Source organism: Candidatus Palauibacter irciniicola (assembly GCF_965208695.1).
GTDB lineage: Bacteria > Gemmatimonadota > Gemmatimonadetes > Palauibacterales > Palauibacteraceae > Palauibacter > Palauibacter irciniicola.
On sequence record NZ_OZ242352.1, the window covers coordinates 2841518 to 2857800 of the forward strand.

Consider the following 16283-nt stretch of genomic DNA (forward strand, 5'->3'; position numbering starts at 1 on the left):
ACGCGCCGGATATCACGGACGGAGGAGATGCGGTGAAGATTGGGCTCGTCGGGTTCGCGGGCGCCGGCAAGACGACGGTGTTCAACGCGATGACGGGACTCGGCGTCCCGGTCGGGTTCGGCGGCGAGGTGCGGCTGGGCACGGTGCGGGTCCCGGATGCGCGAATCGACGCCCTCAGCGCCCACCTGTCCCCCCGCAGAACGACGTACGCGGAGATGCGGTTCTGCGACATTCCCGGGGAGCACGGCGCGGCGAGCAAGGGCCTGTCGCCGCGCGGGCTCCAGCAGATCCGCGATCAGGAGGCGCTCTGCCTCGTCCTGAGGGACTTCGACAATCCCGCGCTTGCGGACCCGCCGGACGCGGAGGGCGAACTCGAAGCCTTCGCCACGGAATGTCTGCTCTCCGATCTCGACATCGTCGAGCGGCGGCTGGACCGGGCGCGGCGCGAGGGGGCGGATGCCGTCGAGGTCGCCGCTTTCGAACGGGCGCTCGGGGCGCTCGAAGGCGAACAGCCGCTGCGGACCGTGCCCCGGGCGGAACTGGACCGCGCGCCGTTCCGCGGCTACGGCCTCCTGACGGACCGTCCGCTGCTCGCCGTGCTGAACCGCGGCGAGGATCGCGCCGGGGAAGCGCTGCCGCCGGCGCTCACCGCGCGACTCGCCGCGATGGGGGCCGGCGGCCTCGCGCTGTCCGCGCCCGTCGAGGCGGAGATCGCCGACCTCGACCCGGAGGACCGGGCCGCCTTCGTGGAGGCGCTCGGCCTGAGCGAACCGGCGCTCGCCCGCTTCATCCGCTCGGCCTACGGGCTCCTCGATCTCATCTCCTTCTTCACCGCCGCCCCCGCCGAAGTCCGCGCATGGACGATCCGGCGGGGCACGCACGCCCGGCGGGCGGCGGGCCGCGTCCACTCCGACATGGAACGCGGCTTCATCCGCGCGGAGGTCATCCCCTACGAGGTGTTCGCGGAGTACGGCTCCGAACAGGCCGTGAAGGAGGCGGGCCTGCTGCGGGTCGAGGGCAGGGACTATGTCGTCGAGGACGGCGACATCCTCCACATCCGCTTCAACGTCTGACCCGACGTCCCGCCCGGAGCCCTACCCTTCCAGCAGCGTCTCGATGTGGGCGGCGGTGGCGAGGGCGGTGCCGTCGAGGTTGTAGCCGCCCTCCAGCAGCGAGACGACGCGCCCCTCGCAGCAGGCGTCCGCGTAGTCCATCGCGGTCCGCGTCATGCGCCGGAAGGCGTCGTCCGTAAGCGCGAAGCAGCCCAGGAGGTCGTCGACCCGGCTGTCGAAGCCCGCCGAGAGGATCACGAAGTCCGGGTCGAAGGCGGCGACGGCCGGCGAGAGCGTGGCGTCCCAGTGGCCCAGCATGTCGGCGTCCGTGGCGCCGCAGTCGAGGTGCACGTTGATGTTGAGGCCGCTTCCCTCGCCTTCGCCGGTGAGGGCCGGGTCGCCCGTGCGCGGATAGGCGGCCCAGTCGTGGGCGGAGAAGAAGAGCACGGACGGATCCTCGTAAAAGGCGTTCTGCGTCGCGTTCCCGTGGTGGTAGTCCCAGTCGATGACGAGGACCCGCTCGAAGCCGTGCACCCGCTGGGCGTACCTCGCGGCCACGGCGGCGTTGCTGTAGTAGCAGAAACCCTCCTCCGCGCCGGTGTTGTTCGCGTGGTGGCCGGGAGGGCGGATGGCGCAGAACGCGTTCCGCACCTGCCCGGCGACGACCGCATCGATCGCGGTCAGCGCGCCGGACACGGCGAGTTCCGCGACCGGCCCGGAGACGTCGAGTTCGCGGATCGAGGCCACGTGCTCCGGCGTGTGGTGCGCCTCGATGTGCGGCATCGCCTCGGCGGCGGGAGCGAGCGGCACCGTGGCTTCGTCCAGCCCCCGCGCGACGAGTTCCTGCCGGATGCGCACGAGGCGGTCGGGAATCTCCGGCGGGCGTCCGCCGTCCGGCCGGATGAGGACGTGGTCCAGGTAGCGATCGTCCCAAACGAGTCCGGTCCCCGTCGCCGTGCCGCGCGCCGGGTTGCGCGAGACGCCTCCGACTCCCCCGCCTCGGGGGCCTCCCGGCAGGCCCAGGCGGTGGCCGGAAGCAGGCCGAGGCCCGCGACACCCAGGGCGGCCTCCTCGACGAACTTCCTTCGCGTGCGGGCGAAATCTCTCGGCGTGCGCATGGCGGGACCCCCTTTCCTGAAACTAGACTAATCGAGGCTTGACATGGGTCGCGAGTGCCGTCGCGAGAACCCGTCGCGTGCGCTTGACCGGCCCCCCTGACCTTGAGGTATCCCATGGCTGCCGGAAACACGCACAGGAACCCTCCCCTCCGCGCCCTCCTCCTGCTGGGGAGCGTCGCGGGAGGCATCGCCCTCTTCCACGGTTGCGGCGGAACGCCGGGAGAGGAGGAGACCGAAGCCATGGCGGAGCCCGAGGAGGCCGCGGACACGCGGATCGTGGACCGACTCGCCGCGGGGGATGTGATCTTCGGCCTCTTCTCCGGCGATCACACGCCCGAGGCCGGCGCCGCCATGGCCGCGAACCGTCCGCTCGACTTCGTGTTCTACTCGCTGGAGTCCGGCCCCTTCGACATTCCCGCGCTCGAGGGTTACGCCGCCGGGATGGCCGAGGCTGCGGGCCACGACGCGCCGCACCCGATGCTGCTGCGGATCCCCCCGATCCGGGATGGGCATGACGAGGCGCGGGATCGTGCCGCGCAGGGTCTGGCGACCGGCGTCTCCGGCATCGTCTACCCCCACGTCGAGACCGCCGAGGAAGCGGCCCTCTCCGTCGACGCGCTCGGCGAAGCCGCCTGGCCGGGCAATCCCGACGGCCACCTGATCAGCTTCCTCCTCATCGAGGACCAGATCGGGATCGACAACGTGCGGGAGATCGTCTCCACCCCCGGCGTCAGCGCCGTCTCCCCCGGGCCGGGCGACCTCCGGCGCGTCTACGACGGAGACATGGAGAAGGTGGAGGAGGCGATCCAGATCGTGCTCGCCGCCTGTCTGGAGTTCGACGTGCCGTGCGGGATCACGGCCGGAGTGGACGACATCGCCATGCGGATCGATCAGGGGTTCCGCGTGTTCATCGTCACCCAGCCGGACGCCGTCGCCGTCGGAATGGCCGCCGCCGGCCGCTAGGAGGAAAGATGAAGTCGCTCAGCCTGATCACACCGGTCCTCGCGCTCGGCCTGCTGCCCGCGGGCGCGCTCGCACAGGAAGGCTCCGAAAACGGAAACGAACCCGAGCCTTCGCGCTGGGAGTCGAACCATTCCATCGTCGTGGACGGGGAGACCGTCGAATACCGGGCCGTCGTCGGCAGCGTCATCCTCCGCGACAACGAGGAGAACGCGACGGGGGAACTCTTCTACACGGGGTACTTCCGGACGAACGGCGGCGATCCCTCCACGCGCCCCATCATCTTCGCCTACAACGGGGGGCCGGGGTCCGCCTCCTTCTGGCTCCACATGGGGATCATGGGACCGCGCCGCGTGGTCACGCCCAACGTGGGGCAGCAGGCGCCGCCGCCGTACCCGCTCGTCGACAACGGCCACACGGTGCTCGACATCGCGGACGTCGTGATGGTGGACCCGATCGGGACGGGGTTCAGCCGTCCCGCGGGCGACGCCGACGGGACCGATTTCTGGGGGATGGACGAGGATGCCGCCTCCCTCACTCAGTTCATCCGCCGTTTTCTGAGCGAGAACGACCGCTGGAACGCGCCGCGCTACATCCTCGGCGAGAGCTACGGCACGACGCGTTCGGTGCTGCTTGCGCGCCACCTCCAGGGCGCGAACATCGACCTCAACGGGATCGTGCTCGTCTCCGCCGTCATCGACTTCAACACGCTCCAGTTTCCGCCGGCGTCGCACATCGGGTTCATCACCAACCTCCCGTCCTATGCCGTCGTGGCGGAGTACCACGACAAGCTCCCGGGCGGACGGCCCGACGACCTCCAGGCGTTCATGAAGGAGGTCGAGGCGTGGGCGCTGACGGACTACGCGCAGACGCTGCTCGCGGGCACGACGGTGGATCCGGCCCAGCGCGCCCGGGTGCTGCGGCAGATGCACGAGTACACGGGCCTGTCGATGGACTTCCTCGAGCGGGCCGACCTGCGCGTCTCGGCGCCCGAATTCGAGAAGGAATTGCTGCGCGACGAGGGGGTCACGGTGGCCCGCCTCGACGCCCGCTTCACCGGGCCCACGGGCGACCTGCTCGAGACGACGCCGGGGCACGACGCCCAGTCCTCGGCGATCAGTTCGGCCTACACGTCGTTGTTCAACACGTACGTGCGCGACGAACTCGGCTACGACGGCGACCGGGAGTACTGGCCCAGCGGGATGGCGCGCCCCTGGAACTGGGAACGGCAGGGCGGGCGCCGCGGACCCTTCGGCGGTTCGGCGCTGAACGTGGGACCCGACCTCGCCGAAGCGCTCGAACGCAACCCGCGCCTCGAGGTCCTGCTCATCAACGGGATCTACGACCTCGCGACGCCCTACTTCCCCATCGTGTGGTCACTGGAGCAACTGGGCCTGGCGCCGGATCTGCGCGACAACATCACGCGCGACGACTTCGCCGCCGGCCACATGATGTACGTGGAGGAGAGCCTGCTCCCGCAGTGGCGGGAGACGCTCGCGACGTTCATCACCCGCACATCCGGGGCGAATCTGGTAGCCCGTAGCTACCAGGTCGTCTCGTAGCGGGCGGGGGCGAGGTCCCAGGTGTCGCCGTAGACGTGCAGGCGGTGGGTCGGCCCATCGGGGCCCACGATCGGCGCGCCGGCGTGGGTCCACGAGAGGAGGCTCCCGCGCAGGTTGAGGACGCGCCGGCCCTGCTCGTTCTGCCGCTTCGCGTACTCCGAACTCCGGTGCCCGATCGTGCAGTAGGCCACGACGGTGAGGTCCGCGTACCGGTCCGGATCCTGCTCGAACTCCTCGGAGGTGATGGAGCCGGGAATCCAGGAAACTTCGCGCTCGCGGGGCGCGCGGGCGTCGACGAGCACGACGCTGCCGGTCTCGAGCAGCCGCCCCACCTCTTCCACGGTGACGGCCTCCACCTCGGGAAAGCGCCGCTCGACTTCTTCCACCATCTCCTCTACGCGCGCGAGCTTCTCGGCGTCCGACAGCGCGGCCTGACCGGTACAACCGGTGGCGGCGACGAGTACGAGGGCCGGCACCAGAGCCAGAAGGGTCGGCGCCAGAATCGGAACTGCCTTGTGTCGTTCCATCGTCTTTCTCACGGACAGATCGTCGTTCTCCGGGACGGGGCGCTCAGGCGGCGCGGGCCGTCGCGATGCCCTCGGCCAGCGCGTCGACGAGCCGGGGAATCGAGTGCGCCGGCGTGGCGCACAGCGCGATCCGCACCGCGCCCTTCATCGGGACCACGTACACCCCCGCCTCGCGCATGGTTGCGGCCGTCACCTCCGCGTCCGGCGTGAACACCGAGACGAAAAAGCCGCCCTCGTAGCGGGGGTAGGACAGCCCCGCCCTCCCCGCCAGTTCGTTGAAGACCTCGACGCGCTCGTTGAGGAGACGGATCATCCCCGCGCGCTCCTCGTCCGTGCGCCGGCGCAACTCCGGATCGGTGAGGAGTTCGGTGGCGCCGAGCAGGCCGAGGTGGTTGCAGTTCGACCACGTGGCCCGGCACGAGAACCCGAGCGCGTTCGAGATCCGCTGCCGCTCCTCCGCCTCCCGGTGGAGCGCCACGAGCGCCCCGACCCGCGCGCCGTAGAGGGCGAACGACTTCGACACGGTCCAGCCCACGAGCACCGTCGCGGACTCCATCATCCGCGGGAGGTGGGCGACCCAGCCGTTGGACGCCCTCGTCGCCGAACTTCGCGTAGGCGTGGTCGAGGAGGAACGCGACGGGACCCCGCCGGCCGACTTCCCGCACGATCTCCGCCACGGCCTCCCACTCCGATTCGTCGAGCGAATAGCCCGTGGGGTTGTTGCAGGGGAAGTTGAAGAGGACGAGCGACCGCCCCTGCCGCTCGATCTGGCCCTCGAGCCCCGCCCGGAACGCTTCGACATCGAGGCGGATGCCGGCGTCGAACATGTTGAAGGTCTCGACCGCGCGGCCGGAATGGGTCGAGATCGTGTGGTACGGGCCCCAGTAGTAGCTGGGCGTGAGCGCCGCCTGCCCGGGCTCGAGGAAGTTCAGGATCGCGTGGTGGATCGCTCCGGTGCTTCCCGGCGTGGCGACGGCGACCGCCTGCTCGGCGAGGCCGCCCTCCCCGCACAGGTCCGCGATCACCGCGGCCAGGTACGGAGGGTCCCCGGAGATCGGCGCATAGCCGGCGGCGCGCGCGTGCGGCACGCGCCCCAGCGCCTCGGCCGCCGCGGGCATCACCGCGAGCGTCCCGTCGTCGTTCATCAGCGCCCCGAGCGTCGAGTTCAGGATCGACTCGCCCGCCGCCGCCCGCCGCACGGCCTCCCCGTGCAGGGCGAAGATCGGGTCGTTGCCTTCGCGCGTCGCCGCCTCGGGTATGAGGCTGCCGGAAGAACCGGAAAGGGTCGTCATCGCCGTCGTCATTCCTCCGCTACCGGACCTTGTTGGAGAAGTTTCCGTGCACGCTGTACCGGGCGATGGCGCCGTCCTCCCGGTGGAAGATGTACGCCTCTCCCGGCTCGCCGTCGTCCCGCATGCGCCGGAACGTATCGCCGCTCTCGTGCCGCAGCTTCGTCATTCCCTCGACCGGATCGTTCGAGGGGACGCCGAGGGCCGCGAGGCCATCGTCCCACCGCAGGATGACCGTCTCTCCCCACGTGGACTGGTACAGCCCCTCGTATTCCGCCAGGGAGGCCGGGCGCGCGGTTCCGCCGCCCGGATCGCTCTGGATCTCCTCGAGGGCCGAGCCGAGCGTCGCCATCATCTTCGTCCACACGTCGGTGGGATTCGCCTGCGCGTTCATCATCACCACGCCCGCCAGCTTCTTCGCCGGAAGGAGCTGGAAGGTCGAGCGGAAGCCCGGGCAGCTCCCGCCGTGACCCACCGCGCGCTCCCCGTCGCGGCGCGAGACCGCGAAGCCCAGCCCCCACATCGTGTCGAAGTCGGGGTCGACCCAGTGTACGCGGTGCATCTCCCTGAGCGTGTTGACGTCGAGGATCTCCGTGCCGCCGTTCTCCAGCAGGCGGAACTGCCACGAGGCGAGGCGCGCCAGGTCCTCCACGGTAGAGGCGAACCCCGCAGCGGACGCCATCCCCAGCGCCTGGAAGAAGGGGGCCTCGGCCCGCTGGCCGTCCCGCTCGAGCCGGGAATATCCGGTGGCGTAGCGGCCGCCCTGATGTTCGACCGGAATGTCGGTGTACGTGTCCGACATCCCCAGCGGCTCCAGGATCCGGCTCCGGATGTAGTCGTCGTACCCCATCCCCGAAGCCTGCTCGATCAGCTGTCCCGCCAGCGCCATCCCCAGGTTCGAGTACTGGAAGTAGCGGCGGCCGGGATACAGCGTCTCCTGCCCGGAGAGTCCCTCGATGATCTCGTCCCGCGTCGGGAAGGGATGGTCGGGGCCCGTCCAGTAGGGGTGTGCCGATTCGCGCGGGAGCCCGGAGGAGTGTGTGAGGATCCCCTCCACGCTCACGTTCGGACCGTCCGGGTACACCTGCTCGAGGTCGTACCACGGGAGGTGCGTGGAGACGGGATCGTCGAGATCCAGCTTGCCCTCGTCCCGCTGCTGCAGCACGCCGATGGAGGTGAAGAGCTTCGAGATCGAACACACCGAATACATCGTCGACGGGGTGGCCGGGACCCCGGTCTCGCGGTGCGCGTACCCGTAGCCGCGGGACCAGACGAGATCCTGGTCGTGCACGAGCGCCGCGGACACGCCGGGGATCTTCTCGTACGCCATCTTCGCGTCGAGCCAGGCGTCGAACAGCGCCACCGCCTGCTCGAAGCGGGGGTCGTTCACGGGATCGCCGTTCCCCTGCGCACACCCGGACACCGGGGTCGCGAGAACGACGGCGACGACGAAGGCGATGGCACGACGCCATGGACGGCCTCGGGGCTGACGGATCATGAGGCGCCTCCTTGAGCGCAGGGTCGGAATCGGACTTGAACCGCTGCTCAACTCTGGCGCGAACGCGGAAGGCGCGCCACCCTTCGGCATGGCTCTTCCACCTGTCTTCCACCCGCACGAAAGGAGCGAGACATGCGGAGACTTGTCCTGGCCGCGGCCCTTGCGCTGGGCCTCGCCGGAACGCTCGCCATCGGAGGCGCGGCCCCGGTGAGCGCGCAGGACTCGCAGCTGCTCGCCGTGGGCGAGATGGCGCCGGATTTCGCGCTGCCGGGCGCGACGCGGTACGGGGCGCTCGAGAACCCGATCCGCCTCAGCGACTACCGGGGCGAGACCGTCGTCCTCGCCTTCTTCTTCAGAGTCAGGACGCGTGGCTGAACGGTTCAGATGAGAGCGTACCGTGATCAGTACGCAAGTCTGTTCAACGAGGGCCGGAACGTGGTCCTCGTCGGCATCTCGAACGACCCGGTCGACGAACTCGCGTCATGGCTGAAGGACGAGGACTTCCCCTTCCTGTTCGCGAGCGACGCGGGCAACGACGGGGGGACCTACGTCGACTTCGGCGGAGGCCTGAGGGACAGCAACGCGGTGGACAGCCGCGCCGTCATCGTGGTGGGGCCCGACGGCCGTGTGGCGGGAGTGATCCCGAGCTTCAACCAGGTCGACCCCGCCGCCTACGACGAGTTGGCCACCATCATCGACGAGGTGACGCCGGAGCCTGTGGACCCGTAGCGGAACCCTTGGCGGCATCGTCAGCGAGGATTCCGGTGACGGCCCCGACGAGATCCTGGTCGGGGCCGACGCCGGTGTAGGCCACCTTCCCTTCCGCGTCGAGGATCACGACGATCGAGGTCGTGGTCGCCGAGTAGGCGCGCACCGCGGCGCCGTCCGCATCCCACAGGTAGGGGTATTCCGCCCCGTGCGCCTCCGCGTGGCGCCGGACGCGGCGCAGCGACTGGGCCACCGCGACCGCCACCGCGACGACGTTCACCCGGTCGCCGAAATCCGCCTGCACCCGGTCGATCTCGGGCTGCAGGCCCTCGCACTGCTCGCACCACGCGGCCCAGAACTCGAACAGCGCGGGCTTGCCGTCCGCGTAGTCGAGGAGCTGGACCTCGTTGCCGTCCAGATCCTGCAGGGTGGCGTCCGGGCCCTGCGTCCCCGTGGCGAGGCTCACCTGCCCCGCACCCGCCTGCGCGTGGAGAGGCGCCGCCACGGCGAACGCGGCGAACGCCCCCAGCGCGACCAGCGCGGCGAACGCCGTGGCCGTCGCGTAACGGGGAATCCGTCCCGGTTTCGTGTTCACATGAAGTATCCCGCCCTGATCAGGTAGAACTGCGCCATCCCGATCATGATGACGGCGGCGGCCCGTTTCATCCAGATCATCCACGTCCCCGACTTCGGCAGCACGGCGAGCGTCCCCGAGAACAGGCCGACGGCGATGAGCACGGCGGTCATGCCGATGGAGAAGGTGAACAGGTAGACGAAGCCCATGAGACCCGCCTGCTCGGCGACGACCCAGGTCAGGACGACCGCGAAGGCGGGCGCCCCGCACGGCGCCGCCACGATCCCCGATGTCGCCCCGAGGAGGAACACCGCTCGGTAGGACCCGCCGCCCCGGCTGCCCGCCCACGCGAGGAGCCGCTTCGGCACCGGCACGGGGAAGACATCGAGCATGAACAATGAGAAGAAGAGGAGGAGGTTCCCGGTCGCGAACAGCGCCCAGAAGCTCGCCCCGATCGACCCCAGCACGGTGCCGCTGAGCCCGGCGATGACGCCGAGCACGGAATAGAGCAGCGCCAGTCCCAGGGCGTAGGTGAGCGTCAGGCCGACGGTGCGCCTTCGCGACTGGGCTGATCCCGCCGTGCCCGAGATGACGGAGAACGTGATCGGGATCATCGGCCAGATGCACGGGTTCGTGCTCGTGAGGACGCCCGCCCCGAAGAGCGCGCCGAGCGCGAGGAACGGGTTGTCGGAGAGCGCGGGGAGGAGCCCGCCCGCCGGCTCGACCTGCAGCGCCGCGAGGGTGACCGCCTCGACGGCGCCCGTTGCGACCGGGTCGATCACGGGACCAGCGGTTCGGTCGGCGGGCCGCCGAAGACGATCACGCCGTCCTTCACGACGAGATCGATGTTCCGCAGGTCGGCGATGTCGGCCAGCGGGTCGCCATCCACGAGGATGAGGTGCGCGCGGCGCCCCGGCTGCACGGTGCCGAAATCGTCCTCCTTCCCGAGCCACCGCGCGCCGTTCGCCGTCGCGGCCCGCAGGATCGCGGCGTTCGGCACGCCGGCCTCCGCGTACGCCTCGAGTTCGTTGAACAGCCCCACGTTGTCCGTGCCCGCGAGCAGCGGGACCCCGGCCTCGACCGCGCGCCGGACGAACTCGCCCATGCGCTCGTACGCCTGTCGGGCCGTGTGGAACTCCTCGATCGAGAAGCGAACGCGGTCGCCGTCATCGACGTCCTGGATGTAGAGCGTCGGGTCGAGCGCCGTCTCGGTCTCGGCCATGAGTTCGAGGAGGGACATGACCTCGGGGCTCGCCGGATCGATCTCCCGCCAGTCCGCCTGCATGCGCCCGACCGGGTTCCGTCCGCCATCGAGCGACATGTCCCGTCCGTCGGCCTGGGTTTCCAGCGGGAGGAAGTCGCGCCACACGCGGATGTGGTTGAACCCGCTGATGCCGGCTTCGATCGCCTGCCGCCAGCCCGTGCGCACCCCGATGTGGCCCGTGACCGGGAGCCCCTGCACCCGCGCCTCCGCCACGACGGCCGCGAGCACGTCCGGGTCTAGGAGGAAGTACGCCTTGAGCAGATCCACGCCCTGCGCCTTCAGCGCGCGGACGAGCGCCGGCGCGGCTGCGGGGTCGTCGATGCTCACGTCGACGAGGGGGTGGTAGCCGGCGGGGCCGTCGATCAGGGGGCCGGCCGTGTACACGTCGGGGCCGGCGAGGACGCCGAGACGCACCGCATCCTTGAAGTCCATCGCGTCCTGGATCGCCGAGCCCGGGTCGCGGATCGCAGTGATCCCGGCGGCCAGCAGGTCGGCGCCGGCGAGGGGCTGCCAGTAGTGGTAGTGGTTGTCCATCAGGCCCGGGAGCAGCGTGCGGCCGCCCCCGTCGATGACCGGTGTTCCGGGCGCGACCTCGGGCACTCCGCCGTCTTCCCCCGTCCGTACCTCGGCGATCCGCCCGTCCCGGACGAGGATCGCCGACCCGGGAACCGCCTCGTCGCCCGTGCCGTCGAACAGGCGGACGTTCGTGATCAGCAGGTCGTCGGCCGGATCCCCGGCCACCTCGAACCGGGCCTCGAAGGGAATCGGCGTGAACTCGCCGCTCTCCAGGTCCAGCCGCTGCATCCGCCGCCCGCCGAGGACGAGCAGCCACTCGCCGGACGGATGGAACGCGAGCTGCTTCTGGTCGAAGGTGCTCAGGAACTGCTTGCGCCATCCCGGCACCGACACGATGAGCTGGTCGAGACCGTTGTGCGTCATCACGTGCGCGCGGCGCGTGCCGTCCGCGCTCCACGCCACGGCCATCTCCCGCTCCGGCGTGTCCGTGACCCGTTCGAGCGACATCTCCTCCAGGTCGAGTTCGTACAGATCCGTGCCGTCGAAGCGCCCCGTCTCGAGGAGGATCCGGTTTCCGTCCGGCGAGAGGGCGAACGACCACTCGTGCCAGCTCCGCGTGTGCGTGATCTGCTCCGCCTCGCCGCCCGCGAGCGGGATCCGCCACACATGCGCCTCGTACTGCGAGCGGTCGTCGACGAAGAAGAGCTGGCTCCCGTCCGGATGGAACTGCATGTGCCCCACCGACCCCGGGACGCCATGCAGGAAGCGGACGCCGCCCGTGGCCATGTTGCGGACGAGGATGTCGGCCCCCTGGCGGGACCTCGCGGCGTAGGCGAGGAAGCGGCCGTCCGGCGACCAGGCGGGGCGCGTGTCCCACGAGGCCCCGTCCGTAACCTGGCGCGCCGTGCCGCCCTCGGCGGGAAGCGTCCAGATCTTCCCGAGGATGGAGACGGCGATCGTCGACCCGTCCGGCGAGAAGGCGGGATCCCGGGCCCCGATGTCCACGGTCACGTGCGCCTGCGCCTGAACCGCCCCGGCTCCGGCCGCGATACCCGCCACGACCGAGAAACCCGCGACCGCCGCGGCGAGCCCGACCCTCCGCCTCATCCGCGCGTCGATCACGGGACCAGAAACCCCGACAGCTGTCCGTTCAGTTCCAGGTACACCCGCCGGATGGCGCGGAGCTTCTGGCTGTCCCGCAGCGACCATTCCTCGACGGCGCCGAACGAGACCGCCTCCGCCGCCTCCTCGGCGCTCAGCCCCTCGCCGTGGAGCCGCGTCGCCTCCTCCACGACGGCCCGCACCGCGTCCCGGAACGACACCAGTTCCGCCTCGAGGATCGCCGGCGACTCCATCACCCCGTGCCCCGGCACATACACGTCCACGTCCATCTCGATCGCGCGGTCCAGCATCGCGACCCACTCGGACGGGTACGCCGAGCGCATCGCCGGGAAGATGTGCTTCAGGTACGTCTCGCTCATGAACAGCACCTTCCCCTCGGGCAGGTAGACCACGAGGTCGCCGCCCGTGTGGGCGCGGCCGAGGTGCAGGAGCCGGATCTCCCGCCCGCCGAGTTCGAGCACCGTGTCGTCCCCGACGATCTCCGTCGGGACGACGACCGGCGGTGCATCCTCGGGCCGGTTGGGGTTCACCGCGCTCGCTTCCAGGATCGCCGCCGAAGTCGGGTGCGCGAAGAAGCGGGCGCCCCCGGGGAAGGCCGAGTTCCCACCCGTGTGGTCCCCGTGGTCCGAGGCGACGACGACGTGCGTGATCGGCTGCTCGGTCATGTCGGCGATCGTGTCGACGAGCCGCTGCGTCTCCTCGGGGTTCTCCTGCCCGTCCGCGACGAGTACCCCCTCGGGGGTGATGACGATGAGGCTCACCGTCGTGATGATTTCGCCCCCCGTCGGGTGGATCTGCTCGTACGCGTACACATCCTCCGCGACCTCGATCACCCTCGGATAATCCGCGTCCGTGAACCCGTGCGCGTAGGGATCCGATGTCGCCGGCCCCGCCGTTGCGTCGACTGCGCCGGATTCGGCCGCGTTCGGCGCCGCGTCCGATGAGGTGTCGTCGGGCGCCGCGCAGCCGACGAGAAGTGGAAGAGCGAGCCAGGAAACCGGGAGAGAAAGCCGCCGACCCATCTTCAAACCTCCGTAAGAGCAGAGAACCCGACCTGAATCTTCTCTCCGGAAGGGACGCGCCCGCCAGACCCGGCAGTCCCTCCGCCGTCCCTCGTTCAGGGGTCATCCCTCCTGAGCGGGACGGTTTGCGGTGCGCCGGTGTCGCTCCCGGGTCCCGGGTGCGGCACCACCCTGAGCGGCCAATCGTAGACCGCCTCCAGCGACTCTCGCGACAGCATTTCGTCCGGCGTGCCCCGGGCCCGCGCGCGTCCACGATCGAGCAACAGCAGCCGGTCCGCGAACCGGGCGGCGAGGTTGAGGTCGTGAGTGATGACCAACACGCCCAGGCCGGCGGCCCGGAGTTCGCGCAGCAGGTGGAAGAGCTCCATGCGGTAGCGGAGGTCGAGTCCGGCCGTGGGCTCATCGAGGAGGAGGACCGGCGCCTCCTGGGCAAGCGCACGAGCGATCCGCGCCCGCTGTCGCTCGCCGCCGGAGAGTTCGCCCAGGTGGCGTTCCGCGAACTCCGCGACCGCGCAGCGCGCCATCGCGTCGTCCACCACCGCGCGGTCCCGGTCGCCGGAGCGCTCCCACGGGCCGAGGTGCGCGTATCGCCCCATCCCCACCATCTCCCGCACGGTGACCGGAAACGGGGAGGACTCGGACTGCGGCACGACGGCAATCGCGAGGGCACGTTCCCGGTCGCCCAGATCGGACAGCGCGCGGCCGTCGAGGGTGACTCCACCGTCCTGAGGGGTCAGCGACCCGGAGAGGAGCTTCAACAGCGTCGTCTTGCCGGCGCCGTTGGGACCCACGACCGCGAGGAGCCGTCCCGGGGAGACCGAGAGCGAAACCCGGCATACGGCGGGCTCGTCCGCGCGCGGATGGGTGAAGCTCAGATCCCGGCCCTCCAACACGGGCCGCCAGTCGCGCGAGGCCGCGGTCCCCCTCACCGCCGTCCCCCCCGCAACAGCAGCGCCACGAAGAACGGGACCCCCGCGACGGCGGTGACCACGCCGGTGGGAAGCTCGGCCGGCGCCAACACGAGCCGGGCCACGGTGTCCGCGAGCAGGAGGAACGCGGTTCCGGCAAGGAAGGATGCCGGGAGGAGCAGGCGGTGGTCGTTGCCCCACGCGAGCCGGACGGCGTGCGGAACGATCAGCCCGACGAAGCCGATCACGCCGCCCGCCGCAACCGCCGCGGCCACCATCAGCGAGGCGGCCAGGTAGGCGGTGAGCTTCACCCGCTGCACGGAAGCGCCCAGGTAGAACGCGACCTCCTCGCCGCGGGACAGGACGTTGAAGGCGCGGGCGAGCGAGAAGACGGCCAGCGCGGCGGGGACGAGCAGCAGGGCCAGCAGCCCGGTCGACCCCCAATCCGCGCCGGAGAGGTTCCCCATCATCCAGAAGATCGCCGAGCGGAACGACTCCACATCGGCGATCGAGAGCAGAAGCAGGATCACCGCGTTGAAGAAGGCGCCGATGATGACGCCCGACAGGATCAGGACGCGCGTGTCCATCCGCCCGGGCGAGGCGCGCCGCGCGACCGCCAGCACCAGCGCCATCGCGGCCAGCGCACCGGCGAACGCGCCCAGGGGGAGCGACCAGGGAAGGCGCAGCCCGATGCCGGTGACCACGACCGCCACCGCCCCTACGGCGGCGCCGCCCGAGACGCCCAGCACGTAGGGTTCCGCGAGCGGGTTGCGCAGGAGGGCCTGAAAGGTGCAACCGCAGAGGCCGAGAGCCCCCCCGACGAGCGCCGCCAGAGCCGCGCGCGGCAGCCGCAACTGGAGGAGGATGGAACGGGTGGTGGGGTCGGCCTCTCCCAGGAAGAAACGCCACAGGTCCGCGGGACCCAGACCGGAGGCGCCGAAGGAGACGCTGAGCGCGCCCGCGGCCACGACGACCAGCGCGAGGAGTGCGAGCCGGCGGGGCGTGTGCGTCAACGCGGACCATGCAGGAAACGGGCCATGCGACGTGCCGCCTCGGCCACGCGGGGTCCGGGGCGGTTGAAGAGGTCGCCGTCCACGAGGAGGTAGCGCCCGTTGCGGACGGCCCGCAGCTCCCGCCAGCCCGGCCCCTCGAGCCACGGCGCATCGGGAGCGTCGGGCGCGTTTCGAACGATGACGAGGGCGTCGGGATCGCGCCGCAGGATCGCTTCGACGGACACCCGCGGCCACGAGCGCGCGGCGTCGCCGAAGATGTTGCGTCCGCCCGCGTGCTCGATCACCTGGTCGATGAAGGTGCCCGGCCCGGTCGTCTGCGGCGGGTCGTGCCACACGGAGTAGTAGACGTCGACACGCTCGCGTCCGCGCACGGTGGCGGCCACTCCCTCCAACCCGAGGTCCAGCGAGTCCACCAGCGCGGCGGCCCGTTCTTCGCGACCGAGCAGCGTACCCAGGCGGCGCAGGTGGCTGCGCACGTCGGCGATCGTCTGCGCGTCCGCCCGGTAGACGGGAATGTCCAGCGCGGCCAGCCGTTCCCCGACTGCGCGCTGGAACGCGCCGGCCCACATGATGACAAGATCGGGTTCCAGGCCGGCCAGGGCTTCGAGATTCGGTTGCATGGCCTCGCCCAGCGAAGGGAGGTGCGCGAGTTCGGGCGCCCGGTCGAACCGGGTGCGCGCGACGAGGACGCCGGGGTCGAGCGCGCTGACCGATTCGGTCAGCGAGGGGACCACCGAAAAGACGCGGCGCGCCGGCTCGGTGAGCGCGACCGTGTATCCCGCATCGTCCGTGACGGAAACCGCGGGCATGTCCGGAGGCTCGTCCGGGGTACAGGCCGCGAGGAGGACCGGGGCGAGCAGGGCGGCGATCCGCCGCGCGAGCGGGGAACCCGGGGGCTCCGTCGCGCCCACCCTCGATTGGTCTGCCGTGTACACCGCGTCCCCTCCCTCGAAGGATGGTGTTCAAAGGGCGAGGGAACCGCGTCTCCTGGCTCGAGGCGACGTCGCTCGCCTTCCCGGAATCATCCAGTGGCCGTCGAGCGCGTCGTTTCGGATCCGCCGATGGGATCCGGACCTCCTACAGTGGCGGGGCCGCGTCGGCTTCGGACCGACTTCCGGTGGCCCCCTCGCGTCAGTCTGCGACGATAGCC

The 16283-nt window shown here is 70.7% G+C and carries 16 protein-coding genes, 1 pseudogene and 1 riboswitch; of the genes and pseudogenes, 5 read left to right on the forward strand and 12 right to left on the reverse strand.

Annotated features, from left to right (window positions below):
• Window positions 1-32 precede the first annotated feature (32 nt).
• Window positions 33-1073, forward strand: a complete 1041-nt coding sequence (locus ACOGI9_RS12295) for a DUF933 domain-containing protein (RefSeq protein ID WP_419857409.1) — start codon at window positions 33-35, stop codon at window positions 1071-1073.
• 21 nt (window positions 1074-1094) lie between these two features.
• Here the strand turns inward: ACOGI9_RS12295 and ACOGI9_RS12300 are convergent, their stop codons facing one another.
• The gene (locus tag ACOGI9_RS12300) at window positions 1095-1910 is read right to left on the reverse strand and encodes a histone deacetylase (RefSeq protein ID WP_419857410.1); all 816 of its coding nucleotides are present in this window, start codon (window positions 1908-1910) and stop codon (window positions 1095-1097) included.
• 374 nt (window positions 1911-2284) lie between these two features.
• On the opposite strand from ACOGI9_RS12300, the gene ACOGI9_RS12305 reads away from it, so the two are divergent.
• Window positions 2285-3133 carry an aldolase/citrate lyase family protein gene (locus ACOGI9_RS12305; RefSeq protein WP_419857411.1) on the forward strand — a complete coding sequence of 283 codons (849 nt, stop codon included), beginning with the start codon at window positions 2285-2287 and terminating at the stop codon, window positions 3131-3133.
• A gap of 8 nt (window positions 3134-3141) precedes the next feature.
• On the forward strand, window positions 3142-4692 hold the full coding sequence (locus ACOGI9_RS12310) for a S10 family peptidase (RefSeq protein ID WP_419857412.1): 1551 nt from the start codon (window positions 3142-3144) through the stop codon (window positions 4690-4692).
• On the opposite strand, the gene ACOGI9_RS12315 is transcribed toward ACOGI9_RS12310, so the two are convergent.
• The 4 genes and pseudogenes from ACOGI9_RS12315 to ACOGI9_RS12330 all read right to left on the reverse strand — a co-directional run bounded on the left by ACOGI9_RS12315 (window position 4674) and on the right by ACOGI9_RS12330 (window position 8006).
• Window positions 4674-5231 (reverse strand): rhodanese-like domain-containing protein, encoded by a 558-nt coding sequence (locus tag ACOGI9_RS12315; protein ID WP_419857413.1) that lies wholly within the window; start codon window positions 5229-5231, stop codon window positions 4674-4676. The genes ACOGI9_RS12310 and ACOGI9_RS12315 overlap by 19 nt on opposite strands.
• A gap of 31 nt (window positions 5232-5262) precedes the next feature.
• On the reverse strand, window positions 5263-5778 hold the full coding sequence (locus tag ACOGI9_RS12320; protein ID WP_419857414.1) for an aminotransferase class I/II-fold pyridoxal phosphate-dependent enzyme: 516 nt from the start codon (window positions 5776-5778) through the stop codon (window positions 5263-5265).
• A gap of 46 nt (window positions 5779-5824) precedes the next feature.
• A pseudogene (locus ACOGI9_RS12325) lies at window positions 5825-6523 on the reverse strand (aminotransferase class I/II-fold pyridoxal phosphate-dependent enzyme); the annotation flags it as partial.
• Between the two features lie 7 nt (window positions 6524-6530).
• A complete protein-coding gene (locus tag ACOGI9_RS12330) occupies window positions 6531-8006 on the reverse strand; it encodes a serine hydrolase (protein WP_419857415.1) in 1476 nt (491 codons plus the stop codon).
• A 132-nt stretch (window positions 8007-8138) separates the two neighbouring features.
• On the opposite strand from ACOGI9_RS12330, the gene ACOGI9_RS12335 reads away from it, so the two are divergent.
• Together ACOGI9_RS12335 and ACOGI9_RS12340 are read left to right on the forward strand one after the other, a co-directional pair.
• Window positions 8139-8381: a hypothetical protein gene (locus ACOGI9_RS12335; RefSeq protein ID WP_310777596.1), complete on the forward strand. Its 243-nt coding sequence runs from the start codon at window positions 8139-8141 to the stop codon at window positions 8379-8381.
• A gap of 9 nt (window positions 8382-8390) precedes the next feature.
• The gene (locus ACOGI9_RS12340) at window positions 8391-8735 is read left to right on the forward strand and encodes a peroxiredoxin family protein (protein ID WP_419857416.1); all 345 of its coding nucleotides are present in this window, start codon (window positions 8391-8393) and stop codon (window positions 8733-8735) included.
• Here the strand turns inward: ACOGI9_RS12340 and ACOGI9_RS12345 are convergent.
• From ACOGI9_RS12345 to ACOGI9_RS12375, 7 genes are all read right to left on the reverse strand, one after another.
• Window positions 8698-9309: a TlpA family protein disulfide reductase gene (locus tag ACOGI9_RS12345; RefSeq protein WP_419857417.1), complete on the reverse strand. Its 612-nt coding sequence runs from the start codon at window positions 9307-9309 to the stop codon at window positions 8698-8700. The two genes, ACOGI9_RS12340 and ACOGI9_RS12345, sit on opposite strands and share 38 nt — an antisense overlap.
• Entirely contained in the window at window positions 9306-10070 is a 765-nt protein-coding gene (locus ACOGI9_RS12350; RefSeq protein WP_419857418.1) for a cytochrome c biogenesis protein CcdA, read from the reverse strand. The genes ACOGI9_RS12345 and ACOGI9_RS12350 overlap by 4 nt, the downstream gene beginning before the upstream one ends.
• Window positions 10067-12175, reverse strand: a complete 2109-nt coding sequence (locus tag ACOGI9_RS12355; protein ID WP_419857419.1) for an amidohydrolase family protein — start codon at window positions 12173-12175, stop codon at window positions 10067-10069. The genes ACOGI9_RS12350 and ACOGI9_RS12355 overlap by 4 nt, the downstream gene beginning before the upstream one ends.
• Before the next feature lie 11 nt (window positions 12176-12186).
• The gene (locus tag ACOGI9_RS12360; protein WP_419857420.1) at window positions 12187-13212 is read right to left on the reverse strand and encodes an MBL fold metallo-hydrolase; all 1026 of its coding nucleotides are present in this window, start codon (window positions 13210-13212) and stop codon (window positions 12187-12189) included.
• A gap of 95 nt (window positions 13213-13307) precedes the next feature.
• Window positions 13308-14141, reverse strand: coding sequence for an ABC transporter ATP-binding protein (locus tag ACOGI9_RS12365; protein ID WP_419857421.1), 834 nt, complete (start codon window positions 14139-14141; stop codon window positions 13308-13310).
• The gene (locus ACOGI9_RS12370) at window positions 14138-15133 is read right to left on the reverse strand and encodes a FecCD family ABC transporter permease (RefSeq protein WP_419857422.1); all 996 of its coding nucleotides are present in this window, start codon (window positions 15131-15133) and stop codon (window positions 14138-14140) included. The genes ACOGI9_RS12365 and ACOGI9_RS12370 overlap by 4 nt, the downstream gene beginning before the upstream one ends.
• A complete protein-coding gene (locus ACOGI9_RS12375) occupies window positions 15130-16068 on the reverse strand; it encodes an ABC transporter substrate-binding protein (protein ID WP_419857423.1) in 939 nt (312 codons plus the stop codon). Before ACOGI9_RS12375 ends, ACOGI9_RS12370 begins: the two co-directional genes overlap by 4 nt.
• A gap of 47 nt (window positions 16069-16115) precedes the next feature.
• Window positions 16116-16249, reverse strand: a riboswitch (cobalamin riboswitch).
• Window positions 16250-16283: the final 34 nt, after the last annotated feature.